Annotated in this window: 25 protein-coding genes; 10 read left to right on the top strand and 15 right to left on the bottom strand. The window is 59.1% G+C overall.

What is annotated here, in order from left to right:
* Positions 1 to 250: 250 nt before the first annotated feature.
* The 5 genes from AC5RVN_RS15735 to AC5RVN_RS15715 form a co-directional block, all read right to left on the bottom strand.
* Complete coding sequence (locus AC5RVN_RS15735; RefSeq protein WP_494138550.1) at positions 251 to 1,318, bottom strand: O-antigen ligase family protein; 1,068 nt, start codon at positions 1,316 to 1,318, stop codon at positions 251 to 253.
* A 169-nt stretch (positions 1,319 to 1,487) separates the two neighbouring features.
* Positions 1,488 to 2,546 (bottom strand): glycosyltransferase family 4 protein, encoded by a 1,059-nt coding sequence (locus AC5RVN_RS15730; protein ID WP_494138549.1) that lies wholly within the window; start codon positions 2,544 to 2,546, stop codon positions 1,488 to 1,490.
* Positions 2,543 to 3,796 (bottom strand): oligosaccharide flippase family protein, encoded by a 1,254-nt coding sequence (locus AC5RVN_RS15725; RefSeq protein WP_494138548.1) that lies wholly within the window; start codon positions 3,794 to 3,796, stop codon positions 2,543 to 2,545. The genes AC5RVN_RS15730 and AC5RVN_RS15725 overlap by 4 nt, the downstream gene beginning before the upstream one ends.
* A gap of 95 nt (positions 3,797 to 3,891) precedes the next feature.
* Positions 3,892 to 5,028 (bottom strand): glycosyltransferase family 4 protein, encoded by a 1,137-nt coding sequence (locus tag AC5RVN_RS15720; protein ID WP_494138547.1) that lies wholly within the window; start codon positions 5,026 to 5,028, stop codon positions 3,892 to 3,894.
* Entirely contained in the window at positions 5,025 to 5,777 is a 753-nt protein-coding gene (locus AC5RVN_RS15715) for a WecB/TagA/CpsF family glycosyltransferase (protein ID WP_494138546.1), read from the bottom strand. The genes AC5RVN_RS15720 and AC5RVN_RS15715 overlap by 4 nt, the downstream gene beginning before the upstream one ends.
* Before the next feature lie 281 nt (positions 5,778 to 6,058).
* Between AC5RVN_RS15715 and gmd the strand changes: the two genes are divergently transcribed.
* The 6 genes from gmd (at position 6,059) to AC5RVN_RS15685 (ending at position 12,981) form a co-directional block, all read left to right on the top strand.
* Complete coding sequence (gmd, locus tag AC5RVN_RS15710) at positions 6,059 to 7,099, top strand: GDP-mannose 4,6-dehydratase (RefSeq protein WP_494138545.1); 1,041 nt, start codon at positions 6,059 to 6,061, stop codon at positions 7,097 to 7,099.
* Positions 7,090 to 8,076 carry a GDP-L-fucose synthase family protein gene (locus AC5RVN_RS15705; RefSeq protein ID WP_494138544.1) on the top strand — a complete coding sequence of 329 codons (987 nt, stop codon included), beginning with the start codon at positions 7,090 to 7,092 and terminating at the stop codon, positions 8,074 to 8,076. The genes gmd and AC5RVN_RS15705 overlap by 10 nt, the downstream gene beginning before the upstream one ends.
* Before the next feature lie 48 nt (positions 8,077 to 8,124).
* Entirely contained in the window at positions 8,125 to 9,561 is a 1,437-nt protein-coding gene (locus AC5RVN_RS15700) for a sugar transferase (protein WP_494138543.1), read from the top strand.
* Positions 9,562 to 9,608: 47 nt separating this feature from the next.
* Positions 9,609 to 11,477, top strand: coding sequence for a DUF4012 domain-containing protein (locus AC5RVN_RS15695; RefSeq protein ID WP_494138542.1), 1,869 nt, complete (start codon positions 9,609 to 9,611; stop codon positions 11,475 to 11,477).
* Between the two features lie 179 nt (positions 11,478 to 11,656).
* Entirely contained in the window at positions 11,657 to 12,250 is a 594-nt protein-coding gene (locus AC5RVN_RS15690; protein ID WP_494138541.1) for an LPXTG cell wall anchor domain-containing protein, read from the top strand.
* A gap of 284 nt (positions 12,251 to 12,534) precedes the next feature.
* Positions 12,535 to 12,981: a VanZ family protein gene (locus AC5RVN_RS15685; protein ID WP_494138540.1), complete on the top strand. Its 447-nt coding sequence runs from the start codon at positions 12,535 to 12,537 to the stop codon at positions 12,979 to 12,981.
* Between the two features lie 18 nt (positions 12,982 to 12,999).
* Here the strand turns inward: AC5RVN_RS15685 and galU are convergent, their stop codons facing one another.
* Complete coding sequence (gene galU / locus AC5RVN_RS15680; RefSeq protein ID WP_494138539.1) at positions 13,000 to 13,890, bottom strand: UTP--glucose-1-phosphate uridylyltransferase GalU; 891 nt, start codon at positions 13,888 to 13,890, stop codon at positions 13,000 to 13,002.
* A 173-nt stretch (positions 13,891 to 14,063) separates the two neighbouring features.
* Here galU and AC5RVN_RS15675 point away from each other — a divergent pair, with 173 nt between their 5' ends.
* Positions 14,064 to 14,390 carry a hypothetical protein gene (locus tag AC5RVN_RS15675; RefSeq protein ID WP_494138538.1) on the top strand — a complete coding sequence of 109 codons (327 nt, stop codon included), beginning with the start codon at positions 14,064 to 14,066 and terminating at the stop codon, positions 14,388 to 14,390.
* 3 nt (positions 14,391 to 14,393) lie between these two features.
* Here the strand turns inward: AC5RVN_RS15675 and AC5RVN_RS15670 are convergent, their stop codons facing one another.
* The 7 genes from AC5RVN_RS15670 to AC5RVN_RS15640 form a co-directional block, all read right to left on the bottom strand.
* Positions 14,394 to 15,176: an enoyl-CoA hydratase/isomerase family protein gene (locus AC5RVN_RS15670; protein ID WP_494138537.1), complete on the bottom strand. Its 783-nt coding sequence runs from the start codon at positions 15,174 to 15,176 to the stop codon at positions 14,394 to 14,396.
* 102 nt (positions 15,177 to 15,278) lie between these two features.
* A complete protein-coding gene (gene paaE / locus AC5RVN_RS15665; protein WP_494138536.1) occupies positions 15,279 to 16,520 on the bottom strand; it encodes a 1,2-phenylacetyl-CoA epoxidase subunit PaaE in 1,242 nt (413 codons plus the stop codon).
* Between the two features lie 9 nt (positions 16,521 to 16,529).
* Positions 16,530 to 17,054, bottom strand: coding sequence for a 1,2-phenylacetyl-CoA epoxidase subunit PaaD (gene paaD / locus AC5RVN_RS15660; protein ID WP_494138575.1), 525 nt, complete (start codon positions 17,052 to 17,054; stop codon positions 16,530 to 16,532).
* An 11-nt stretch (positions 17,055 to 17,065) separates the two neighbouring features.
* Positions 17,066 to 18,004 carry a 1,2-phenylacetyl-CoA epoxidase subunit PaaC gene (gene paaC, locus AC5RVN_RS15655; RefSeq protein WP_494138535.1) on the bottom strand — a complete coding sequence of 313 codons (939 nt, stop codon included), beginning with the start codon at positions 18,002 to 18,004 and terminating at the stop codon, positions 17,066 to 17,068.
* Positions 18,001 to 18,468 carry a 1,2-phenylacetyl-CoA epoxidase subunit PaaB gene (gene paaB / locus AC5RVN_RS15650; protein ID WP_494138534.1) on the bottom strand — a complete coding sequence of 156 codons (468 nt, stop codon included), beginning with the start codon at positions 18,466 to 18,468 and terminating at the stop codon, positions 18,001 to 18,003. Before paaB ends, paaC begins: the two co-directional genes overlap by 4 nt.
* A complete protein-coding gene (gene paaA / locus AC5RVN_RS15645) occupies positions 18,465 to 19,481 on the bottom strand; it encodes a 1,2-phenylacetyl-CoA epoxidase subunit PaaA (RefSeq protein WP_494138533.1) in 1,017 nt (338 codons plus the stop codon). The genes paaB and paaA overlap by 4 nt, the downstream gene beginning before the upstream one ends.
* A gap of 199 nt (positions 19,482 to 19,680) precedes the next feature.
* Positions 19,681 to 20,097 carry an MmcQ/YjbR family DNA-binding protein gene (locus AC5RVN_RS15640; protein ID WP_494138532.1) on the bottom strand — a complete coding sequence of 139 codons (417 nt, stop codon included), beginning with the start codon at positions 20,095 to 20,097 and terminating at the stop codon, positions 19,681 to 19,683.
* A gap of 412 nt (positions 20,098 to 20,509) precedes the next feature.
* Between AC5RVN_RS15640 and AC5RVN_RS15635 the strand changes: the two genes are divergently transcribed.
* Both AC5RVN_RS15635 and AC5RVN_RS15630 read left to right on the top strand, forming a co-directional pair.
* Entirely contained in the window at positions 20,510 to 20,710 is a 201-nt protein-coding gene (locus tag AC5RVN_RS15635; RefSeq protein ID WP_494138531.1) for a DUF2795 domain-containing protein, read from the top strand.
* Between the two features lie 29 nt (positions 20,711 to 20,739).
* Positions 20,740 to 20,892 carry a hypothetical protein gene (locus AC5RVN_RS15630; RefSeq protein ID WP_494138530.1) on the top strand — a complete coding sequence of 51 codons (153 nt, stop codon included), beginning with the start codon at positions 20,740 to 20,742 and terminating at the stop codon, positions 20,890 to 20,892.
* Positions 20,893 to 20,938: 46 nt separating this feature from the next.
* On the opposite strand, the gene AC5RVN_RS15625 is transcribed toward AC5RVN_RS15630, so the two are convergent.
* Complete coding sequence (locus tag AC5RVN_RS15625) at positions 20,939 to 21,655, bottom strand: DUF4386 domain-containing protein (protein ID WP_494138529.1); 717 nt, start codon at positions 21,653 to 21,655, stop codon at positions 20,939 to 20,941.
* Positions 21,656 to 21,770: 115 nt separating this feature from the next.
* Between AC5RVN_RS15625 and AC5RVN_RS15620 the strand changes: the two genes are divergently transcribed.
* Positions 21,771 to 22,499: a TetR/AcrR family transcriptional regulator gene (locus tag AC5RVN_RS15620; protein WP_494138528.1), complete on the top strand. Its 729-nt coding sequence runs from the start codon at positions 21,771 to 21,773 to the stop codon at positions 22,497 to 22,499.
* A gap of 61 nt (positions 22,500 to 22,560) precedes the next feature.
* Here the strand turns inward: AC5RVN_RS15620 and AC5RVN_RS15615 are convergent, their stop codons facing one another.
* Entirely contained in the window at positions 22,561 to 23,883 is a 1,323-nt protein-coding gene (locus AC5RVN_RS15615; RefSeq protein WP_494138527.1) for a BTAD domain-containing putative transcriptional regulator, read from the bottom strand.
* Between the last annotated feature and the right edge of the window lie 284 nt (positions 23,884 to 24,167).

Genomic DNA, 24,167 nt, shown 5'->3' with positions numbered 1-24,167 from the left:
GCAAATCAATTCGACTTCAACCTAATCGGACTTGCCGACGCCCACGTTCCACGCTGAATTCGTGCCCAACACTGCCTTAGCTCATCAGCATCCCAAACACCCAGCTCTAATCCCTTGTGTTGGAGCGCGACCAAGCCTGCCAGGAGCTAGGTCGGCTTGGAGTAGCATACTTCGGGTTAGGGAGTGACAAGGGGGCGGCTTGACATTCCAGTTGCTACTACTGGACACCACGACCACTCGAAGCTAGAACTCATGCCTCAGCAGTGGTACTGAGCTCGGCAGCAGCTTTGTTTTGTCGTGCCACACTCGCACCTATAATTACGGCTAAAGGAATCATCAGAAAAACGTAAATGATTACGTTGTCCAGAAAAGAGCTAGCTATTACGAAAGCGAGCGCGAGCATGGCCGCGACGTGCACGCGCATGTCATCCACGTTCTTCGCCTTACGCAGGGCTCTTCCTGCTCCTATCAGAAAAAGGAAAAGGGCGGACACCCAGAGCCCTAGTCCAACCACTCCAAAATCGACGAGCAAACGCAAATAATCGTTATGAGGCTGTGTTATATATCCAAATGCTTGAGAAATTATATATTCCGAACGACCGGCACCAGCCCCAGAAACACGATTGCCGGCATTAATTTCAGCTACCATCACTTGCCAGAGAGCATCTCTGCCAGAAGTTCCGATGTCTACTCCCCCGATCGCGACGCCGTCATTCACCAGAAACCTATCTCGAAGTGGCGGATATTGCGTCATTACTATGAATGCCAACGTCCCCATTACTACGATTCGAGCCATCAATCGAGAAACCAATTTGTCCCCCGCGCATCTAATGCGCGGAACAGCCAGTGCCAACGCTGCGAATACTATATAGGCGCGCGACAAAGAAATAAATATGACGGCCAGGAAGAACAACAGGAAAAGCGTTCTCATCTTGGATTCAGGCATCACAACGCAAGAAATCAAGCCGATTGCTGCGATTGCCGGAAGGGCGCCTGTACCTATGAATCGCTCGCCAACGCTCCATGTGGTAAGTCCAATCACGAGGGTCGGCGCCGTTCCGAGGAAAGCAAAGATCCTGAGTCTCACTAAAAGACGATGTGGCTCGAACCGTCCCGCCACAACAGAACTTAGTAGTACGACGGAAGCAAATGCACCGTAAATCGATAGGTTCTGCAGGCCCTCGCGCGTCAAGCCGCTCAGTACTGATACACCTATAGCCCACACAAGGAACGCCTGAAGAATAACAACAGGGCCACTCATGCCCCGGGCATCGCGACCACGTCCCACGAAAAGGAATGCTGGAACAAAAAAAAGCACGATGACAGCGAACAGGGCTGCAGTGGGCCCTTGTAGCCCAAGCAATCTTAGAGGCTCTGCCAGAAGAATCCAGAGCAACGGGAGTGCTACAGGCCAGGGAATCTTTCCGGTTACCGGTGCCTTGGTTCGGACGAGACTGGATACTGCTGTCTCTGACTGACGTGAGTGATTAGGCAGCATAGCGCTCGATATTTTGCATCAAGCTGTCAAATTGGCGACTCCAAGCTAGTTCTTTTTGCACGTACCTCCGGGCGTTCCTACCCACTTCAGCATTGCCGGTGACGTCAACAATAGCTTTAGCAGCAGAAATATGGTCAGAGAAATCAATAACTGAGGAAGCCGATGCTGCAGATAGCTTACTCGAGAGGTGAATCGAACTACTGACCAAGGACGGAACACCTAAGCCGAGCGCCTCAAGCAGGGCGATTCCTTGACTCTCCCATCTGGAGGGGAAGAGGAAACCAGCAGATTCGGAAAGAAAACGAATTTTTTCCTCGCCAAGCACAGGTCCGCCCACAGACACATAAGCGCCGAGTTTGAGGGATTCAACCATGCGTAGAACCTCACTCTTACCACCCTTGTAGTCCACTCCCCGAAGGCGAAGAGGGAGCCGGAACTCGCGTGGGACGGCGGCGTAAGCAAGAAGCATATTATCGATGCCCTTATGCTGGACGCTATATCTTCCAAACCATGCCAGGTAGTCTCCCCTTCCCTCCCATTTAGCTGACGGAAGGCCAATTCCAGTCGCCACGCTGAAAGTTCTGGCATCGGTGGCAATTTTCTTGACATAAGCGTTCTCTGAGTCGTAGAACGTCTGGACTGCGGCCGCGTCTTTGAGCATTCGACGCTCCATCTGCTGTCTGATGGACACTGGTGGCTTGAGGTTCGACAGTATCGATGGTTCGTACACTCCGTGCGGCACGGCGATATATGGAACACCGACGTATTTAGCCTGGCGTGCGGCCGCAATATTGCTTGTCACCCAACCCTCATGGAGAAACAAAATATCCCCCGAACGCAGACGACTGCTCAATAGGGGGATCTGAAGCTGTCGACCCCGGCCGACATGCGGAACATTTGCACTGGGCAGGGACCACTGCTCCTCGGAGCCGGCGTGTAGAGCTATGCTGTCCACGCCTGCGTCAAGCGCTGCCTTTTGCCACCCTGCTATTGCGTTGGTAACCCCTGAAGGCCTGTAAATGTCGCGGTAATAATGAACGATCCTCAACGGGCTACTCCTTCGCGGCTTGCCTCAGTTGGGCTTACCGAAGTCGATCTCCAAATTAACAATCTGATAATCAGCAGAACCGCGCGTACTGCCTGAGCGACGAGCGCCCCTATGGCTGCGCCCAAAGCACCGCCCCATAGCGCACCAGCACTGATGCCAGCAACCACCATAAGAGCTCCCACCACTTCGATAACTGCCACCGGTCGAGTTAAATTGACGGCTTGGAGCAGAGCACCCAGCGGAAATCCCACTGCCCCGACGAGCGTGCCAACCAAGACTAAGCAAAGCAGCAAACCGGTACCAAAGTAGGCGGGTCCGTAAATCCAAGCCATGACCGGATCGAGCCAGGGCCGCATCCCAGCAAGTCCCACTACGCCGATACACACACCGCAAACCAAGATCAATGCGAACCGCAGCACCCTAGTCATGCCTGCCTTAGCTACGCCAGGAATAATTGCTAATGCAACCGCACTCGCGACCAGATAGACCGGAATGGTTAGCTTCATAGCGGCCGCAAATGCACCGCTAGCTGCCAAGCCCGCAAAGAGGCTCACTAAAAAGACATCGGCATTCCGCACCTGCGAGGCAAGCCAAGCGACACCAAACGCCCTTGATTCCGCAAGTACCACTCTCGAGGGAATGCCCGTCGCCTTCCCGCGCAAGGATTTCGGCAGGCTCAGGTAGGCATGGAGTTGCCCGATCAATCCACCAAGGCAAAGTGAAATAACTAAAGCGACGACCGGGTCACCTTTGTAAAAAAGGGCTGTTGCAAACAGGGAGAGGGGCAGGGTACGGCGAAGAATTATGGACACCGCAGGTGTCAAAGTCCGTTGTTCTGCCGAATGAACGCTGAGGTAAGCCTCAGTGCATTTTTCAAAAGCGATCCAGACGCCGATAAAACTAAGGTAGATCGGGGCATTTGAAGCGTTAGTGGCAACGACAAATGTCGCGGTTAACACCATGGCCAAAACTATCGTGGTGATATTACCAACACGTATCGCACGAATGACTCTTTCGGGGTCGCGATCAAAGGCCCAAGTCCGCACAATATACGCCGTGATACCTAGATCCGCGAGCACGGAGGCGATGGCACCCAATCCCAGAAGGGCATTCGTAAGCCCAAAGAGGGTTTGATCGACCGTTCGTGCTAGCAGCACCAGTAAGATCGCCTGCAAGCAACTACCCAAACCTCGGGCCAGAACTGTCATTACGACCTGGCGGCGCACTATTGCGCCTTCCATAGAAAGCATCTATGGCTAAGTCCTGTTAGCCGTTGCCGCGCCCAAAAACGCTCTAGTAACTGCCCGTTTGGCTTACGACCATTGTTGCTTCTTACAGTTGACACTTAACCCTTTGCTCCAGCCACTGTAGAGTCATATATCTTGGTAATAGACGCAACCCATTGGCTCTCGGTAAAACCTTGGTCGAAGTGCTTACGTGCGTTGCGACTGAAGATTCTTCGGTTGCTGTCTACTGCCACAAGGGCCTGGGGCATGTCGCCCCACTCATCGAATACCTTGCCCACATCGCTCGAAGTAATGTCATCGGCCGCACTATTACCTGTTTTCGCCACAACCGGAATTCCTGCAGCCAACGCCTCGGCGTAAACAGTCGGAAATTGCTCCGCGCAGACACTCGGTATAACAAGACCATGCTTACCCGGTAACAAACCGAGAACTTCCTCACGTGACACAGAGCCATGCCAAGAAATCTGGTTCTTAGCAAGCTTCGCAACTTCCGACGCCAGAGGCCCATCACCATAAATGTCCAGACCTGTGCCACTGGGCCACGAATTTAGCAAGGGTAGGATCCCTTTTTCGTCCGAAAGCCGACCGACGAAAGCCCATCTGCCATCCGACTGTACCGATTCTATAGGGCTAGTCTCCACAAAGTTCGGCACCGTGAAAACTGAAGACGCGGCGAAACCAAAATCAACGTATTGCTTCCGTGAACGTTCCGACAGGAACACGACCGCGTCGCTTCGCGAGAGCAATGCGTCGTTATTGACGCCGCCAGCGTTCTTGATTGCCAAAGGAATGGAAGCGACCCGCGAGCTCCGGTAACAGCCGTGGACAATTGCAGAAAACTGAGTTCCCCTAGGACAATCTGTGCATGTCTGGCCGTCTCTGAATAGCGTTCCCGCAGCACAAACAGGTCTGTAATTATGCACAGTAGCCACGACAGGGCCACGCCATTTCTTCAACCACTTAGACGAGAAATTCGGGAAAAGGTTGTGCACGTGAACCACGTCGGGCGCAAATTTCTGGAGCTCCTCAATGGGACTAATCCCGTTGCCGCTGGCAACGTTCCATGCCGCCCGCAGCGCGTAGTTGCCACTAGTCGACAGGTTATCCGTGTGTACAGCCACAATTGCGACTTCATGTCCCGCACGTCGCAGTGCGTCTACCTGCATTCGCACCACGGTGTTTTCGCCACTAGGAGCCTTGGCGGAGTAAAAGCTGTGGACGATGGCGATCCTCATTTTTGAGTTGCGCCTTTGGCTACCGCACGTACGAATACGAAGTTGCCAATTAGGTAACGTCGCCAGAGCCGGCGAGGTTCAGAGGCAAAGCGGTAGAGCCACTCGAAGCCAAGGTGGCCCACCCACCTTGGCGCCTCCTTCTTAGTTCCCGCAGAGAAGTCGAATGCAGCACCGACCGCGATGGCGTATAAGCCCTTGTCTCGTGCCAGCCGTCGAGCTTCCAGGTCCTGTTTTGGGGTTCCTAGTCCGACCCAGACGATATCAGCGTCGGCATTCAGGATTTGCGTGTCCTGGTACTCGATGTCCAGCTCGGTTAGAGGGCGAAAGGGAGGGCTGTGTTTGCCCACTACCATGGCTCCGGGATACCGGCGCTGAAGCGCTGCTTCGAGCCTATCTAGTGTTTCGGGTGTGGAACCGAGTAGAAAGTGCGTAACCCCGTGTTGACGCCCCAAGTCGATAACCGATTCAAACAGAGCCGGACCCCTCACTTGGTTGAGCGGAGCGGACGACAGCTTCGTCACCCAGGCCAGCGGCTTACCATCCGGCAAATTGTGCGATGCTTCTTCGAGGCAACGCCTATAAGAAGCATCACTTTCGGTTAAAGCAATGCTGTAGGCATTAATGAGATGGATGTCCTGCCCATCGTGTTGACGCTGGGATGCTGCTTCGCATATGAGCTTTGCCACATCAGTTGGCGTAGTCACCGTCAGGGGCAGGCCAGCAATCTGCCGTTTTTTCAGTTGATGCATGTAAGTTCGAGGCTCCCGGGCTTAGCTAGATTTTTTGGGGGCTGTACGCCTAACAAAAGCGACAACTACTGGCCCAGCAGACCCGATTCCCCCACATCATAATGAACTGACTGCACGGGTAGTCGCAACTCCGAAAGTCGCCACGCCACGACTTAGAGAGTGGTGGCTAGTCGCCCTAACACCGAAACAATGCTTCCAGCACACCAGGAGCGGGCTAAGATGTAGCGCGATATAGGTTGACAACTTCTCAGCGCCGTAAACTTGTGCGCGAGATTCACAGTATGGGGGCAGGATTGACGACCAAGCGCGCGCTTATCACCGGCATAACAGGGCAAGACGGTTCTTATCTAGCTGAGCTTCTACTCAAGAAAGGCTACGAGGTCCACGGCCTGATTCGACGGGCTTCTACTTTCAACACCGCTAGAGTCGACCATCTTTATGTTGATCCTCACGATCCCAACGCAAAGCTCTTTCTGCACTATGGAGACCTCAGCGACGGAGCCAGGCTTGTAACTCTATTGGCGTCGATACGGCCTGATGAGGTGTACAATCTTGCCGCCCAGTCACACGTTCGCGTGTCCTTTGACGAGCCCGAGCACACAGCCGACACGACTGGAGTTGGAACTATCCGACTCCTGGAAGCTGTCAGGATGTCGGGAATTCAGACGCGGTTTTACCAAGCCTCGTCCTCCGAAATGTTTGGAGCCACGCCGCCCCCTCAAAGCGAGGAAACGCCGTTTTACCCCAGGTCTCCATATGGTGCAGCTAAAGTTTACAGCTATTGGGTCACGAAGAATTACAGGGAAGCCTATGGCATGTTCGCCGTCAATGGCATCCTGTTCAACCACGAGTCCCCTCGCCGCGGGGAAACGTTTGTTACACGGAAAATTACACGGGCTGTAGCTGCCATCAAGGCTGGCAAGCAGGATGTCCTCTTCATGGGCAACCTGGATGCAGTTCGAGACTGGGGTTACGCAGCGGAATACGTAGAAGGCATGTGGCGAATGCTTCAGGCCGACGAACCGGACGATTTTGTACTCGCCACCGGCGGGAACTATACAGTTCGTGATTTCCTACAAATTTCATTTGATCACGCGGGCTTGAACTGGGAGGAACACGTGCGATTCGACGAGCGCTACCTCCGTCCGACTGAAGTAGATGCGCTCGTGGGTGATGCGTCCAAAGCTCAGGAAAAGCTTGGCTGGAAGGCCTCGGTTCACACGCCCGAACTTGCTCGAATAATGGTGGATGCGGATATTGAGGCCTTGACTCACTCGGGTAACCACTGGATCGATTCCGTTAATCTCGAAAGTTGGAAGTAGCAGTGGCCAACGTAGTTTCCTACGTTCCTGGCAAGCTGGACCGTTCCTCACCATTTTATGTTGCAGGCCACCGGGGGCTAGTCGGCTCAGCCGTATGGCGGAAGCTGGAGTCAGAGGGGTTCACCGGACTCATTGGGCGGACATCCGACGAACTCGATTTGAAAGAACGGGACGCTGTCTTCGCTTTTTTTGCGGACATGAGGCCACGTTACGTAGTGCTCGCTGCGGCCAAGGTGGGTGGAATCTGGGCAAACAACTCCTACCCATTGGACTTCCTGAGCGACAATCTAAGGATCCAGCTCAACGTGCTGGACGCTGCAAGAGAATTTGGTGCTGAGCGCGTCCTTTTCCTCGGGTCATCGTGCATATACCCAAAGTTTGCGCAGCAGCCAATTAGGGAGGAATCTCTTCTCACCGGTCATTTGGAACCCACTAATGATGCTTACGCAATAGCTAAAATTGCCGGCATCTTGCAGGTACAAGCCGTTCGGCGCCAATACGGTCTTCCGTGGATATCAGCAATGCCAACCAATCTATACGGTCCTGGTGACAACTTTTCGCCTGAAAATTCCCACGTACTTCCGGCCCTCATCCGACGGTATGACGAGGCAGCGCGAGCTGGGCTCTCCAGCGTGACGAATTGGGGCTCGGGTTCTCCTAGACGGGAATTCCTACACGTGGACGACATGGCCGACGCTTGCCTGCACCTACTCGAGAATTACGATGGGCCCTCGCAGGTCAATGTAGGGACAGGAACCGACGTCACTATAAAAGAACTCGCGTCCATGGTGGCCACAACTGTCGGGTTCAAAGGTGACATTGAGTGGGACGCTTCAAAACCGGACGGGACGCCACGGAAGCTGCTTGATGTTTCTAAACTAAAAAATTCGGGATGGAGCCCTTCCATCGGGCTAAACGAGGGGATCCGAAGCACTGTCAGCTGGTATCAGGAAAACATGATGAGTCTGCGGCAGTAGCCGAGCAATTGACCACCTGCTTCGTGTGAAACTAAATTTGGGAGTCCGTTGAGTCGAAATGCGAGTTGGCGGAAGCGTTCCTCCCGCCTTCTGGGACTTGTTGATGCCTTCGTCGTATCTTGGGCAGTTGTTGGAGCCTTCATAGTCAGATTCGGATTTGATCCCGGGTTCGTCGTTTCGGGACAAGAATTCACCTACCTATGGCTTTCTATCGCGTTGGCAATAGTCTGGTGGCTCATGCTGGGTGCTTGGAACAGCAGGCAGAGTAGAATTCTTGGAGCCGGCCCTGACGAATACAAGAGAGTAGCGGCCGCATCATTGTGGTTGTTCGGACTCGTGGCAATTGTCTCGTATGTTCTCCGTATCGACACGGCGCGAGGGTACGTTGGAATTGCCCTTCCTACTGGCCTTGCTGGCCTGCTTCTGGCTCGGTGGCTGCTTCGACAACACCTCAACGTATCCCGGCAGAACGGCGACAGCATGTCTCGGCTCCTGCTGCTAGGAGGGCATAGCGCTGTAGCACATCTTGCGTCCTCCCTTGAGCGGGCGAGAGAAGCAGGGTACTCCCCAGTTGCCGCATACACACCAGGGGCTCACGGCGGGCCTTCTGTCGAGCCGGATTCTGGGCTGCCCGTGCTTGGGCATGAACCAAACACGGCTTCTATCTTGAGGGCAATCGATACATGCCGAGCCGATGCTGTAGCTGTTTCCGCGGGTGTCCAGTTGCATCCCCAAACGCTTCGACACCTGGGCTGGGAATTGGCTGCGCGAAACATCGGACTCATCATGGCCCCTGCGCTGACGGACATTGCAGGACCACGGATACACACACAACAGGTTGCCGGACTACCCCTTATACATGTCACGACACCCACGCTCGAGGGCGGGCAAAGAGTAGCGAAGCGCCTTTTTGACATAGTCGTCTCCACTTTGATGCTAGTCGGTGCCATGCCCCTCATGGCCCTAATTGCGGTTTGGATCAAGCTAGACAGCAGGGGTGCTATTTTATTCCGACAAGAACGTGTGGGAATTGAAGGCGCTCATTTCGCAATGCTTAAGTTTCGATCGATGGTTGTTGACGCTGAGCAACAGCTCGCAGGACTAATGCATGAGAACGAGGGAAACGAAGTTTTATTCAAGTTGAGAAATGACCCTAGAGTCACGAGAGCTGGCAGGGTGTTGAGAAAATTCAGTCTGGACGAGCTCCCACAGCTCATTAACATTCTCTTGGGATCCATGAGTCTCGTCGGGCCTCGGCCGCCTCTGCCTAGCGAGGTGGAAGCCTACGAAAATGATGTCCGTCGACGCTTGCTTGTAAAGCCAGGACTGACCGGACTTTGGCAGGTGAGCGGTAGGTCAAATCTGTCGTGGCAGGATTCAGTTCGGCTAGACCTCTATTACGTTGAGAACTGGTCCCTGGCCGGTGACTTGGTCATCCTCTTAAGGACCGCTAGGGCGGTATTTCAAAGCAACGGGGCGTACTAGCCAGTGCTTTGGTTCGAAATGCTCCACTTGGGGGAAGGACGATGACTATGGCCGATTCTGGGCGCTACAGTGCAAGCAACACTCATGAAGTTAGCAAAATTGATGTGAAGAACAGCAAAAAGCGGCAGCGACGTACACTGATCTTCGCGGGAACACTGGCAGGAACAGTAGTTCTTTGCCTCGGCTGGACGGCCTGGCTGAATTCGGCGTCCGTGAAAATTAAGTCGGAGCTTGAAGCAGCCAGCGAGCTTGTCCCTGCTCTGAAAGTAAACATCTCGGCAGCGGACCAGGCGGGTGCCCTTTCTACAGTTAGCAGGATCCGCACGCATACTCTTACCGCCTCAGAAGCAGTAGACCATCCCTTGTGGACTTTGGCCTCGACTATCCCCTTCCTAGGAGCAAACGTCGGCGCAGTTGCCGAAATAGCCCGATCGGCTGACGATGTTGTAAACCTCGGTTTGTACCCCCTTGCGGAAGCGTACGGGTCCCTGGACTGGGACAAATTGCTCCCAAGTAGCTCGGCAGTTAACCTTGAGCCTCTAGAGTCGGCTTCTCCCGCTGTCAGCAGTGCTTCCAACGCGGTCAGGATGTCCGCCGATCGTTTAACTAAGATTGACGCGGCAAAACTCCTGCCTCAGGTAGCTGATCCGCTCAGAAAGATGCGAGGGGATCTTCAGGAGGTGACCGACACCTTGGACGCCGCGGCTGATGCTTCTCGAATCGCTCCTTCAATGATGGGTTCGAATGCCCGGCGTAGCTATCTCCTCATGATTCAGAACAACGCCGAGGTGCGCGCCTCAGGAGGCATCCCCGGAGCCCTGGCCGTGGTCACTCTTGACAAAGGCAGTATGACGTTGACAGCACAAAGTAGCGCGGGCGATGTAGGAGTGATGGTTCCGGCTGTACCATCGGACCCCTCGCAGCAACACATCTACTCTGTGCGCCTAGGCAAGTTCATGCAGGATGTCAACCTCACGCCGGACTTTCCAACAGCTGCTTCAACAGCCCAAGCCATATGGGAACGGAAGACAGGTCAACGCGTAGACGGCGTGCTTTCCATTGATCCAGTTGCACTAAGCTACATTCTCCAGGCAACGGGTCCAGTTAGCCTGGATGGACCTGAAAATGACCTTATCGGTGGACTAGGTATGCCCACCCAGCTGAATGGCGAGAACGTCGTACAGACGCTGTTGTCGGATGTCTACGCAAGGGTCAAGCAGCCACAGCTGCAAGATGCCTACTTCGCCGCAGTCGCCCAGAAGATCTTTATTGCATTGTCGGAGGGCGCAGGTGATGGGAAAGGCCTGATTGAGGGTATTTTACGTGGAAGCGAAGAGGGTCGTGTGCTTATCTGGTCCGCGGTGGCAACTGAACAATCAGTTCTTTCGAACTACCCAGTCAGCGGTTCAGTAACTGGGCGGAGTGTCGCTCCTGCCGAGTTCGGTGTCTACTTCAACGACGGAACCGGCGCGAAGATGGACTACTACATGAAAAGGACAGTCCAACTGGTTAGAGAGTGCCCGATAGAAGGCTATGAACAAACGACAGTACGGGTGACAAGCACCAATACTGCGCCCTCGGACGCAGCCACGTCTCTGCCAGCCTACGTAACCGGCGATGGCGCGTTTGGCGTACCCGCGGGGTCAGTCCAAACTAACATCGTGGCTTATGGACCAGTTCAAGCGCATGTCGAATTGACTAGACTTGACGGCCAGAAAACGGACTTCGCACCTTACATCCATTCTGACCGTCCTGTCGGTGTCTATACCGTCCGCTTGGCCCCAGGCGAAAGCAGGGTCTTGGAGTTTACTTTCGGCAAGATCGTTCAACACGTTGAACCGAACGTCGTTGTCACACCAACTATTCAGCCCCTCAACGAAGTGACTTTGCCCACAATTTCTGCAACATGCGGCTAGCGTCCGTGGGCTGAGCATTAACGCCAAGTAAACAAAGTAGTTTTGCGTTGCTCACAGTACTGCTCAGATGGTAGCTTCTTTTTGGGATACATATCCGTAGGTCTGCACAGGGTCTCGTGCGGAGGGAAATCTTCCTAATTTCGGGTACACCAAAACTTAGACGTCTCCGGGGGGACAATATGAAGAAAACATTTGCAACACTCGCGCTTGCTGGCTCAATAGCGCTCATTGGATCAGCGCCGGCGGTAGCGCAGGGCATTAACTACACGCCCCTCCCGCCTCAGGCTGCCGTCTCAGACGGCGTGGTGGGCCCGGGGGAGACATTCGTATTTCGAGGCCAAGGCCTTCGCGCTGGTGAAACGCTTACTATCCGCGTTACGCCCGGCAACCCTCCAGCGGCATCCGGGGCCAACATTGCTGGTGGTCGTTCAGTAGCGGCGCGAATCAGTGTAGTCGCCGAAGCGCAGACTCTGAAGGCTACTGCGGATGCTCAGGGCGCCTTCTCGCTGCCGATCACGATTCGCGAGGCAGGTACCTACAGCATTACTGCTACAGGTGACACATCTGGCGTGACTGTTGGTCCCGTCACCGTTACGGTTGCTGCCGCTGTAGTGCCCGCTGGATCGACGACCGGCAACACCGGTGATCTTGCAGCAACTGGCGCAGATTCCGGACTGGTCCTCTGGACCCTGGTTGGTGCAGGCGCCCTGGCCGCCGGTGCAACTTCAGTAGTTGTTGTCCGCCGCCGCGCCAAGTCTGAGGTCACTGCGTAACGCCATAACCTGATAGCCACCGAAGAGGGTGGGTGTACTCCAGATCGGAGAACACCCACCTTCTTCACTTAACGGTTCACCACAGGGGCCGGCCAAGCTGTCGTCAGGGGTTGTGGTATCTATTTGACGTAGGGGGAGACATTGGCAGCGAACACCGCGGCAGTACGACCTTTCCATACCCCGCCCCGGCTCCCCCGCCCTCCCCTACGTTCTGCTGGCCCTGCTGGCGGTCACCGCCCTTGCCACCGCAGCGCTAGCCCTTCTTTGAACCGCCTAAGCGCCGCGTGAAACAGCTCGAGAACTATCAGCTGTGGCGATTGGTCCTGATTGGCATGCTGTTTCCCCTGGCATTGATTGCATTTTGGCCGAGCCCCGTAGACCAGCCGGTACAAGGCCAACTTGCAGCTATCCTGAAATTCCTCCACAACCATGGCCTGCCCGGCTGGATCAATTACAGATTCATCGAAGCATCCGCGAACGTCGCTCTTTTTATCCCCATCGGAATTGTAAGCAAGCTTGCTTTTACCAAAAATCTGTGGTGGCAAGTAGGAATATTTGGTCTTCTGATCTCCTGCAGCATGGAACTGGGCCAACTCCTGTTTCTACACAACCGCTTTCCGAGTTGGCTAGACCTTATGACAAACCTGTCAGGCGCGGTCATTGGTTCCCTACTCGCCGCGCTGGCGCTCCAAAAACTAGAGGCCCGCCGCCTTCCGGCGACGGACCGCTAGAAATTGGTGAAGGGCAAGTTAGCCTACAAAGCCCTTCATCCAGGTCTTCAGGTCCTCGCCGAACTCAACGCGCTCGGACGCCAGGGTGATGACGGCCTTCAAGTAGCTGAGCTTGTCACCGGTGTCGAAGCGTCGGCCCTTAAAGACCACCCCGTACACCCCGGAGCCTTCCCCCTCGCCGGCGGCCAGGGTCTGCAATGCATCCGTCAGTTGGATTTCGTTGCCGCGGCCCGGCGCGGTGTTCTCCAGCACATCGAACACGGACGGGTGCAGCACGTAACGGCCGATGACCGCCAGGTTGGACGGCGCCTCACCCACGGCAGGCTTCTCAACCAGGCTATTGACACGCACGTAATCCTCGCCGTCGACCGCGGTGATGTCTGCGCAGCCGTAAGCGCTGATCTGGGACGGATCCACTTCGATCAGGGCGATGACGGAACCGCCGGTCTTTTGCTGCACCTCCATCATGGTCTCAAGCAGGGTCTCAGCCTCATCAATAAGGTCGTCACCCAGGAGGACGGCGAACGGCTCATTGCCCACATGCTGCTTGGCGCACAGCACCGCGTGGCCCAGGCCCTTGGCCTCACCCTGGCGGACGTAGTGGATGGGACCGAGCTCTGAAGCGTAGTGGATGGCTTCCAGCCGGTCTTTGTCGCCCTTCTCCTCCAGCACGCGCTCCAGGCCCGGTGCACGGTCGAAGTGGTCCTCCAGCGCGCGCTTGCTGCGGCCCGTAATCATCAGGATGTCGTCGAGTCCGGATTTGACGGCCTCTTCCACCACGTACTGGATTGCCGGGCGGTCTACCACCGGCAACATTTCCTTCGGCATTGCCTTGGTGGCGGGCAGGAAGCGAGTTCCCAGTCCAGCAGCAGGAATGACGGCTTTGGTTATAGCTTTCCCCTTAGTCATAGCTGAACCTTACAAATCGCCAACTACCCATGGCAATTTTCCGGCACCCTGAAACTCAAGATGTCCTCAAGAGCGCAGGGCGCGGGAGGGCTAAAACTACTATGATTCATTTACTCTGCATTGTGGCCTACGCCTCATTGTTACCTGCATCGATCAGCCCGGGGGGCTTGCTTATGGAACTGACGTCCGAGATGGCACAAAAGATCAACCGGGCTGCCCAGGTGATGAGTGGCTTGACGAGGGCGGCGTCCCAGGACTGCGGCTGGGTGCGAACCAACAATGATCTTCACGCTGAACTCCTTGAGCTGCAGAATGAGCTGAGGGACTACGCCTCGGGCGTCCTCGGCTCCAGTGACGTGAGCGAGCACCTGATGGAAGCACACATGGTGGGAAACCAATTGCGCGAGCTGTTCCAGCCTCTCACGGTGCCAGATCTCCCCGCTTCCACCGACGAAAGTTCAGAGGGCCTTGATCCCTACGCGGAACCCGTACCGTCCTGATCCTTAGCTGCCGGTAAAGCGCGGCTCGCGCTTATCCTGGAATGCCCGGAATCCCTCCGCGTAATCCTCGGTCTTGCAGAGCCGCGCCTGCTCGGCGTTCTCCTCAACCATGGCTTCCCACAGGCCAAGGCGCTGGTCACGGATGTGCGCCACCAGCTCCTTGCTGGTAACAAACGCACCGGTGGCGCCCGTAGCCACCCGGCCCACAATCCCCCGCGTGTTCTCCAGCAGCTCATCCGCCGGCATGGCCCGGCTGAACAGCCCCTGCGCCACCGCCTCGGTACCGCTCATCAGCTCCGCGGTGTAGATCAGGTCCAGGGTCCGGTGCATGCCAAGCCGCTCGGTGAAGTACCAGTGCCCGCCCGAATCCAGCGTGGCACCCAGTTTGGCGAACGGTGAACCGAACTTGGCGTTCTCCGCCACGTACACCACGTCAGTGGCCAGCAGCAGCCCCAGCCCCACACCCAGGCACGCTCCGTGGGCGGCCGCGAAGGTGGGAGCCGGGAAGGCAGCCATCTTTTTCAGCAGCGGCTCCACCAGCCCGCCCAGGTACGCGGCGGCGTCGTCGCTCTCCGGTGACACGTTCTGGATGTCCCGGCCCGCGCAGAAGGCCCTGCCCTCTCCCCGCAGCAGCAGCGCCCGCACCTCCCCGCGGGAGGCGGCGGCAGCAGCGTCGTCGTACGCCTGGGAAAGGTCCGCGAGCGCCTGCTCATCCAGGGAGTTCAGCTTGTGCGGTGCGTCCAGGACCACTTCGGCGACGTTGTTGCTGATGGAGAGGGAAATCATGCGGGCTCCTTGGTTCGTCCACGTCCCCACCCGCACCCTAATCTCGCAAGCTCGGCCAGGGAACCCTGCGGGCGTGTACCCGGACTCAATTGTTTGTAGAAATTAGACGTCGAAGTCGACGGTGACTTCCTTGCTGGTGGGGTGGCTTTGGCAGGTCAGCACGTACCCCTTGTCCAGCTCATCCTGCTCGAGGGCGTAGTTTTCGTCCATGGTCACGCTGCCGGTGACCACCTTGGCCCGACACGTGCCGCACACTCCCCCGGCGCACGCGAACGGCACATCCGGGCGGACCCGCAGCGCGGCGTTGAGAATGGACTCGCGGGCGTGCGTGGGGCTGGCCACCTCCCCCTGCAGGCCGTCCAGCTTGAACGTGATCTTGTACGTCTCCTTGGATTCGTCCACCACCACGGGACGGCCCGCGTGCCCCTCCGGCCGGTCCGGCTTGCCGGAGGTGAACAGCTCGAACCGGATGTTTTCCGGCTTTACGCCGCGCTCGGCCAGGGTGTCCCGGCACAGCTGCACCAGCTCGAACGGCCCGCACAGGAACCACTCGTCCACGTCGTCCGCGTGGATGGCCGTGCCCAGCAGCTGCTGGAGCTTCTCGGCGTCGATCCTTCCGCTGAGCAGCGGCGCGATCCGCTGCTCGCGGGACAGCACGTGGTGGATGGCCAGCCGCTGCGGGTACTTGTCCTTCAGGTCCGCCAGCTCCTCCAGGAACATCACGTCCATGGCGGCCTTGTTGGCGTAGATCAGGTCGAACCGCGACTCCGGGTTTTTGGCCAGCAGTGTCCGGGCGATCGCGATCACCGGCGTAATGCCGCTGCCCGCGGCGATGGCCACAAAGCTCGCCTCCCCGTGGGCGGCGACGTCCCCCGCCAGCTCCTCCGGGTTGTTCATGGAGTTCATCCGGTTCTGCTCCACGGCCTTGCCGTCCCGGCCGTGCTTGGACACAAACGCGCCCATAGGGCTCATGACGTCCAAGGTGTCCCCCGCCTTCAGCTCGGCGTTGGCCCACGTGGAGAACAGCCCGCCCAGGTCCTTCTTCACCGCCACCCGGATCTCACTGCTCCCGTCCGCGAAGCTGCGCGGCTCCGCGCAGATGGAGTAGCTGCGGCGCACCTCGTGCAGCTCGCCGGTCTCATCCGGCAGCTTGGTGCGCAGAGCCACGTACTGGCCGGGCAAGTAGTCGAACTGGCCGGCGAGCTCCGCCGGGACGTGGAAAGCCACCTCGATGGCGTCCTCGGTGAGCCGGCGCACCTCCTTCACGGCCAGGGTGTGGAAGGACGGACGACGGCGGCCGGTGGCCTGCGCCGTCTCTGCGGCGGTCTGGCGGACAACAGGCATGGGGCTTCCTTACAGCACTTTGAAGTAGTCGAACGGTTCCTTGCAGTCCTGGCACACATACAGCGCCTTGCAGGAGGTGGAGCCGAAGCGGGTGAGTTCCTTGGTGTGCAGGCTGGCGCACTGCGGGCACTTGACAGCCATTTGCAGGCGGATGGGGCCGGCGTGCCGTGCTGCGTTGGACATGCCCGACGGCGGGGCGATGCCGTACTCCTGCAGCTTCGCTTTCCCTGCCTCCGTCATCCAGTCCGTGGTCCAGGCGGGGGCGAGCACCAGGTCCACCTGGACGTCCGTGTAGCCCTCCTTTTTGAATGCGGCCTGCAGATCGTCGCGGATGGCGTCCATGGCCGGGCAGCCGGAATAGGTGGGGGTGATGGTGACGATGACTCTTTTGTCGGCTGCCACCTGCACGTTCCGCAGGATGCCCAGGTCCTCGATGGTGAGCACCGGAATTTCCGGATCACATACGGTGGCGGCGATGTCCCACGCCTTCTGCCGCGGCGTGCGCGTCCGGGTTTCGAAGTCCGAAATGTACATGGCCTGGGTGGTCACCACTTCGCTCCGGGGTACTCGCGGGCGAGGACCTGCATCTCCGCGAGGAGGTAGCCCAGGTGCTCCGAGTGCCTGCCGTGCCGTCCGCCGCCCGGGGCAGCCGGGACGTCCGGCACCTCGACTTCGGCTTCGTGAAGGACTTCGCCGGTGAGCCGGTCAAAGTCCTCCCGCAGGCTGGACGGCGCGACGGCGGCCCCCGCCTCGGCGAGCCGCTGCGTCAGGTCATCGTCCTGGAACAGTTCGTTGACGTACGGCCACATCAGGCGCAGGCCGTGAATCATCCGTCGGCGCGACTCGTCCGTGCCGCCGGCGAGGCGGAGGATCCACTGCGCGCTGTGGTCGCGGTGGTAGTCCACTTCCTTAACGGCCTTGGCAGCGATGGCGGCCAGGGTGGCGTCCGTGGATGCGGTGAGCCGGCGGTAGAGCTCGAACTGGTAGTAGCTAACGATGAACTGCCGGGCGATGGTCACTGCGAAGTCGCCGTTGGGCTGCTCGAACAGCTGGACACTGCGGAACTCGTGCTCGCGGCGGAAGTACGCGAGATCATCCTCGGACTTAGCCGTGCCGTCTTCGTTGGACAGTGCACCGCCGGCGTAACTGAGGAAACTCCGGGCGTGGCCCAACTGGTCCAGGGCGATGTTGCCCAGGGCCACGTCCTCCTCCAACTCTGGGGCGCGGGAAATCCAGTGGCCCAAACGCTGGGCGAGGATCAGGGCGTCATCACCCAGCCGCAGGGCGTACTCGGCAACATCCTCTGACGGTTTGGCCAGGCCGGTATGGACCTCGAGGGCAATGTCCTCCGGGCGCAGGGCATTGCCGGGGGTGATTCTGGTGGCGCTGGCGTTGCTGTCGCCACTTCCCGACGGGGCCTGGACGCCGGTGGAGATGTCGCCGTGGCCTGATGTTTCTTGAATGTTCGATGCGGGGGTGCTCACAGGTGCTTTACCCCTTCGCTTTTGGTGTAGTACGTGGCGTGCCGGTAGTCCTTGCCCTGCGGCGACTCAAAGAACGAGCCCTTGGCATCCGGATCGCTCGCGGCGATGGCTTCAGCCGGGACAACCCAGATGGAGACGCCCTCGTTGCGGCGGGTGTAAAGATCACGGGCGTTGCGCAGTGCCATGGCGGCATCCGGAGCGTGCAGGGACCCGGCGTGGACATGGCTGAGACCGCGGCTGGACCGGACGAAAACCTCCCACAGGCCCCAGGCGCCGCGGCCCTGGGTGCTTTCTGCGGCAGCATATTCACGTTCCGTGGCCGATACCGGTACCGGTGCTGCAGGGGCCGGAGCCGCTGCCGCGGTGTCGACCGTGCTGTCCGGGCCGGCCGGAACCTTGGCCGCGTTGGTGTTGATGTCTGTGGCCGAGCTGGCAGGGACTTCCTGGTTGCCGTGGGGGCTCATGCTGCGTATTCCTTCGTCTTCAACGACTCCCTAACCTGCTGCTTTACTGCGTAAGCGACGGCTGCCTCGCGGACCCAGGCGCCGTCGTCGTGCGCTTCCCTCCGGCGCTCCAAACGCTGGGCGTTGCAGGGGCCGCGGCCGGCGAGGACTTCCTGGAACTCGTGCCAGTCCAGCGGGCCGTGCTCCCACTTTTTGGTGTCCTCGTTGAAGCGGATCTGGTCATCCGGGAGGGTGAGGCCCAGGACCCGGACCTGTTCCACCATCATGCCCACGAAGCGGCTGCGGAGTTCGTCGTTGCTGAAGCGCTTGATGTTCCAGGCCATGGACTGCTTGGAGTTGGGCGAATCGTCATCCGGCGGGCCGAACATCATCAAGGCCGGGGCGTACCAGCGGTTCACGGCGTCCTGGGCCATCTGCTTCTGCTCGGGGGTGCCGTTGGAGAGTTCGAGGAGGATTTCGAAACCCTGGCGCTGGTGGAAGGACTCTTCCTTGCAGATGCGGACCATGGCGCGGCCGTAGGGGCCGTAGGAGGCGCGGCACAACGGGACCTGGTTGCAGATGGCGGCGCCGTCCACCAGCCAGCCGATGGCACCCATGTCCGCCCAGGTGAGGGCCGGGTAGTTGAAGATGCTGGAGTAGCGGGCCTTGCCGGCGATGAGGTCGTCCATCATCTTGTCCCTGGTCTGGCCAAGGGTTTCGGCGGCGGAGTAGAGGTAGAGCCCATGGCCGGCCTCGTCCTGGACCTTGGCCATGAGGATGGCCTTGCGCTTCAGGCTGGGGGCTCGGCTGATCCAGTTGGCCTCGGGCTGCATGCCGATAATCTCGGAGTGGGCGTGTTGGGAAATCTGGCGGAGCAGGGTCTTGCGGTAGGCAGCCGGCATCCAGTCCCTGGGCTCGATGCGGGAGTCCTCAGCCATGACACGGTCGAAGTGAGCCTGGGCTTCCGCCTCCTGGGCCGCCTGTTCCTCCGGGGATAGCTCAGCTGGCACTGACTGCAGGTTCTGCGCTGCCATGGTTGCTCCTATGCAAAGGCCTTCTGGGACGTGCGGAATTATTTACCGACCGTTCGTTCAGGATATCCAGAAGCGTTCGGCACCGTCAAGCACGCACCTCCCCCTCCCCCCTGCGACGCTCTCTCACTTGATGCACCCTTTTCCCGGACGCTCTATCAGCTCCTGCCGCCTTCCTCGAACGCTCGCTCACTTAACGCCCTCAGCGGCCGGCGAAGAACTCAGCCACCAGTTTCTTGGGCGCGCGGGCAGCCCATGCTTCGACGATGATCTCGGCCAGTTCGTCGCTCCCAATTTCGCCCAACCGCGACTCCTGCACCAGGACTGCGTTGTAGCCGTCGAAGTGAGGAATGGTGAAGAAAGGAACGGACGGGTCCTCGACCAGTGCTGCCTTGGCGGCGTCATCCGGGACGACGATGACGAGCAGGTCACGGTATAGCTCGCCGGTTTCCGGGTCCACGGCGGTTTTATGTGGGGCCCGGTACAGCACGAAACCTCGTCCTTTCGGTCCGCGTGGAACTTTGTACGTTGGGCGGTCACCCCAGGAAGTCCCGAGTTCAACTTCCGGCAGGCCCCTGCAGATGGCATCAATGTCTTCGGGTACGGCCATGCGTTCCATGGCGACAAGGTAGCCCCGCGGATGATGAGGGGCAATACCGGCAGGTGGGGCACAGTGATTCCGGTTCCGCTCCCTCGGACGTTGCCGTGCTGGCCTATAGCCGCAACGGGGCTTTCGTGGATGTCCTGACCGGTCTGCCCGTCACTAAACCGGGACTTCCTCGTCCAAACATGGTTGAAACCCACGCGGCAGTTTCCCGAGTGGCAGGCCCCGCGCGTCACCACATGTCCGGAGAAGAGGTTGCCTACACTTCCTGCCGCATGGGTTGGGGCACGATCTCTACCGGGCGCAGGACAAGAAAGCAGTCTTCTTTTCTAAGACGTACCGGCCTACGATGAACATCTGCCCGGCCTCTCTTCCCCGGGCAGTAGCGCAGAGACAAGATCCGGACAGCAGAAAGGAAACTGGCACGATGGCCGAAACTCCCAACCCCATCCAGATTCAGAAGTTCCTCGGCGGCGTGGAATATCCCGCCAGCCGTGACGCCTTGTTGTCCAAAGCAAAGGACTCTGGTGCTGACAGCAACGTCATCCAGGCCCTTGAAGCGATCCCGGACCAGGAGTATGACAGCCCAACTGCCGTCAGCTCAGCGGTTTCCGACAGTAACTCATAGATGGCCTGACCCGAAGCAGGTATTCCGGCATGGGACTACTCATCACACTGCTTATCATTTGGTTCGTCCTGTCAATCCTGGGCCTCATTATCGAGGGCCTGCTGTGGCTGGCCTTCATCGGCCTGCTGCTGATCGCCGCCACGGCCGTATGGGGCTGGATAAAGCAAAGAGCCCGCGCCTAGCCGGTGATGCCGGCAGCCCTCACCGCCCGGCCTCGCCCCACGCGTCTTAGGCATCGGCTGTGGCGAGCTTCGCCACCGCGTCGGGGTTGAAGCCCTTCACGACCAGACGGATGCCCATTCCGAACTCCCATACGGTCAGGCACAGCGCACCGAGTCCGGCCAGCGGCGACACCGGGCCCCAGAAGCCAAAGAGCGTGCCCACTGCTCCCGCGATCAGCAGCGGCGCCCCGATCAACCCGAACACCGGCAGCACCCGTGGCAGCAGCCGGGACTTGTACATGAGCGAACCGAGCAGCAGCGCGTTGAACGCGGGCATCAGGCCCTGGCCGAGCAGCGTAGTCCAGACATGCTGGGCCAGCAGCGCCTGACCGGTAATAAGCCCGTCCTCTCCAACGCCGGCCTGGCGCAAGGTGACGATGGACATCAGCGCCACAACGCCGGCGAAGATGGCCCCCGCTTCCAGAATCCGCGCAGCCACGAACCCGAGCGCGAGCCCTTCATTCTGTCGCTTCACCACCGGATACAGCGCCGCACCGGTCCCGATGCAGGCCAGGGCAACAACCACCTCCAGGAGCCCGCCGACAATAACAAGGGTGTCGGGACCGGGACCGGTGATGTATCCGGGATCGGTTTTCACCTGGCCATAGAGGAAGAGGGTGGGGATAGACACGAACGTGAGGAGGTAAAGCACGCCGGCAGCCAGCGAGGTCTTCCGGTGAGAAACCATAGGACGGAGCTTTGTGCCCGATTCCGAACTGGCCATGATGCGTCTCCCTTACTGTGAAAGGTGTACGACGTACACTTCTACTGATTGCGACTTTAGGTGTACCGCGTACACTTGTCAACGGCTTATCCTCAAACTCCGCGGAAGGAGCCCGATGACGCAGGCGAAAACAGCTGAGCGCGTGCGGCTGAACCGTGAGCGGGTTCTGCTCGCCGCCGTAGCACTCGCGGACGTCATCGGCGTCGAGGCGCTCAGCATGCGCAGACTCGCCCAGGAGCTTCACGTCGTTCCCATGGCCCTGTACAAGCACGTCTCGGACAAGGAAGACCTTCTGGACGGGATGGTGGAGGTTATCATCGGTGAAATTGACCCGCCCGAAACCCACGCGGACTTGAAGACTGCGATCCGAAACCGGGTACTGTCCGCCCGCCGAACGCTCCAGCGGCACGCATGGGCGAGGCCGGCGATCGAGACCCGCACCAAACCCACCACGGCTGTCCTTGACTACCAGGAGTCCTTCGCCGGACTGTTCCTCGCCGGCGGTTTGTCCCCTGACCTCACCCACCATGCCATGCATGCCCTCGGCGGGCGGATGTGGGGATTCACCCAGGAACTGTTTGACTCCTCAGCGGCCGAGAAAACCGAGTCGGCGCCGCAGCCCGCCCCTGAAGTGCAGGCGGAGATGTTTGCACAAATGGCGCAGCGGTACCCCAACATCGCTGCCATCGCCACCGCCACTCCACACGACCCCGACTCCGTAGTAGGCCACGGGTGCGATGACCAGTTCGAGTTTGAGTTCGCCCTGGACCTGCTCCTGGAGGGTTTTGACAGGCTCCACCGTGAGGGCTGGACCTCAACGAAGGCTAAGCTGCGCCGCACGTAGGGGCGGCTTGGCAGCCAAGCACCAGCCGCCGTCGTCCGCAAACCACCCGGCGCGGCAAGGATTAGGCCGCGGCGCCCCACGTAGCCACCAGCGCCGGACTCACGATCATGTTTCCAACGTGGGCGTGCCTCAGTGTGTCCAGCATGACTCCGAGTGCGCCGTCTTTCGGGAGGAAGCCGCAGATCCCGATGCGGGCGGCCTCACACAGCGCTTCCTGCGACGGGTTGCCCGTCAGCATCACGATCCGGGTTTCCGGCGCTTCCGCGAGGATGCGCTGGGCAGCTGTGAGCCCGCTGCCGTCAGAAAGGTGAAGGTCCATGATGACGACGTCGGGCCTGGCGTCCCGGAACATGGCCACCGCTGATGCCACGGACTTCGCCGCTCCCACGCTTTCCAGGTCCGGCTCGCGGTCCAGCGCCCCGGCCAACAGGTCTGAGAACGTGGTGTGGTCATCGACAATCAGGATCCGCAGGCGACCCGTATCCCGTTCAAGCACCGCAGGGGCCTGAGGCCGGGTGCTGGCGACCACCGACAGGGTGCCACGGATGCCTGACGGCGCTGATGTTGCCGCCGTGCTTTTGAGGAGCCGTGCCTGCGCTTCCCGGAGCGCCGGCCCCGGGGCGCAGCCCAGTTCCTCATCGATGATCCTGCGGCAACGGTCGTAGGCCCGCAGGGCTTCAGTAGTTTCGCCGTTCTGTTCGAGCCCCTGGATCAGCGCTGTCCAGGCCCGTTCGTTGAGGGGATCTTCCTTGACGGCGGCACTGCTCCAGGCGATGGCCTTTCCTGCTTCGCCCACGGAGAGGGCGGTTTCTGCGGCCATGACCCGGGCAAGGCCAACTTGCGCTGCGTGGGCAGCCCGCTCCTCCTCTGCCCAGGCCGGCAGCAGCTCATCCCCGAGCAGCGGCTCGGACGCGAGGTCAAGTGCCTCTGTCATCATGGAGAGCGCCACGCGCGGCTCCGCCTGGCCGGCCATTTTGGTCAGCGTCTCGAACCGGTCCAGATCCAGTTCCACCAGGGACCGGTCGATGGCATAGCCGCCGGTGACTGTTTTCAAGGGACCTGTCCGACCACTTCCGGGCTGCAGGTGGCGCCGGAGCACGCTGACGTAGCTTTCCAGTGTGGGCAGCGCGGCGGCGGGGTGGTTGCCGCCCCACAGCAGGTCCATCAGCCGGGTCTTGGAGACCGCAGAGCCGAAGTTCATCAGGAGAATTTCCAGCACCTGGCGGGGTTTGGGTCCGCCCAGGTGGTTGGCGCTGAGCTCCACGTCGCCGCGGCGAATGGTCAGCGGGCCGAAAACGGAAATCTGAAGAGCCGGCGTCTGCGGCAGGACTTCAAGCACAAGGCCTTCATGGCCGGTGTCATTTGCCAGTTCCAAAGTAATCACGAGAGGTTCCCCCAAAAGCAGTTCGGTGGTGCAATGGTTCCCATTGAAGCGACGGGACATTTGGTGAACCACAGTGGTGGGTACTCGCTTCTTACTTGGGCTGTTTCCGCCCGGTACTTGGTTCGCTGGGCCTGTACCCGGGCTGTAAATCGGCGAACCTCTGCTGTAAACAACGGAAAGTTGCCGCAAGGGCGCAGCTACTCCTGAAACCGCGGTGAAAACAGAAGGGGTCGGCGAAGTTGGGAAAGCCCTAGGTAGCACCTCTCTTCCGTCCCGCAACAAGC

The sequence above is a fragment of the Arthrobacter sp. sptzw32 genome (assembly GCF_059089735.1).
The sequence above is the reverse complement of the archived record's forward strand: the minus strand, read 5'-3'. Positions and strand labels throughout refer to the sequence as shown.

Coding starts and splice junctions, on each gene's coding strand:
- AC5RVN_RS15725 (WP_494138548.1), bottom strand. CDS start 3,796: ATGCTTTCTATGGAAGGCGCAATAGTGCGCCGCCAGGTCGTAATGACA.
- AC5RVN_RS15720 (WP_494138547.1), bottom strand. CDS start 5,028: ATGAGGATCGCCATCGTCCACAGCTTTTACTCCGCCAAGGCTCCTAGT.
- AC5RVN_RS15715 (WP_494138546.1), bottom strand. CDS start 5,777: ATGCATCAACTGAAAAAACGGCAGATTGCTGGCCTGCCCCTGACGGTG.
- gmd (WP_494138545.1), top strand. CDS start 6,059: ATGGGGGCAGGATTGACGACCAAGCGCGCGCTTATCACCGGCATAACA.
- AC5RVN_RS15695 (WP_494138542.1), top strand. CDS start 9,609: ATGGCCGATTCTGGGCGCTACAGTGCAAGCAACACTCATGAAGTTAGC.
- AC5RVN_RS15690 (WP_494138541.1), top strand. CDS start 11,657: ATGAAGAAAACATTTGCAACACTCGCGCTTGCTGGCTCAATAGCGCTC.
- galU (WP_494138539.1), bottom strand. CDS start 13,890: ATGACTAAGGGGAAAGCTATAACCAAAGCCGTCATTCCTGCTGCTGGA.
- AC5RVN_RS15675 (WP_494138538.1), top strand. CDS start 14,064: ATGGAACTGACGTCCGAGATGGCACAAAAGATCAACCGGGCTGCCCAG.
- AC5RVN_RS15670 (WP_494138537.1), bottom strand. CDS start 15,176: ATGATTTCCCTCTCCATCAGCAACAACGTCGCCGAAGTGGTCCTGGAC.
- paaE (WP_494138536.1), bottom strand. CDS start 16,520: ATGCCTGTTGTCCGCCAGACCGCCGCAGAGACGGCGCAGGCCACCGGC.
- paaD (WP_494138575.1), bottom strand. CDS start 17,054: ATGTACATTTCGGACTTCGAAACCCGGACGCGCACGCCGCGGCAGAAG.
- paaB (WP_494138534.1), bottom strand. CDS start 18,468: ATGAGCCCCCACGGCAACCAGGAAGTCCCTGCCAGCTCGGCCACAGAC.
- paaA (WP_494138533.1), bottom strand. CDS start 19,481: ATGGCAGCGCAGAACCTGCAGTCAGTGCCAGCTGAGCTATCCCCGGAG.
- AC5RVN_RS15640 (WP_494138532.1), bottom strand. CDS start 20,097: ATGGAACGCATGGCCGTACCCGAAGACATTGATGCCATCTGCAGGGGC.
- AC5RVN_RS15635 (WP_494138531.1), top strand. CDS start 20,510: ATGGCCGAAACTCCCAACCCCATCCAGATTCAGAAGTTCCTCGGCGGC.
- AC5RVN_RS15630 (WP_494138530.1), top strand. CDS start 20,740: ATGGGACTACTCATCACACTGCTTATCATTTGGTTCGTCCTGTCAATC.
- AC5RVN_RS15625 (WP_494138529.1), bottom strand. CDS start 21,655: ATGGCCAGTTCGGAATCGGGCACAAAGCTCCGTCCTATGGTTTCTCAC.
- AC5RVN_RS15620 (WP_494138528.1), top strand. CDS start 21,771: ATGACGCAGGCGAAAACAGCTGAGCGCGTGCGGCTGAACCGTGAGCGG.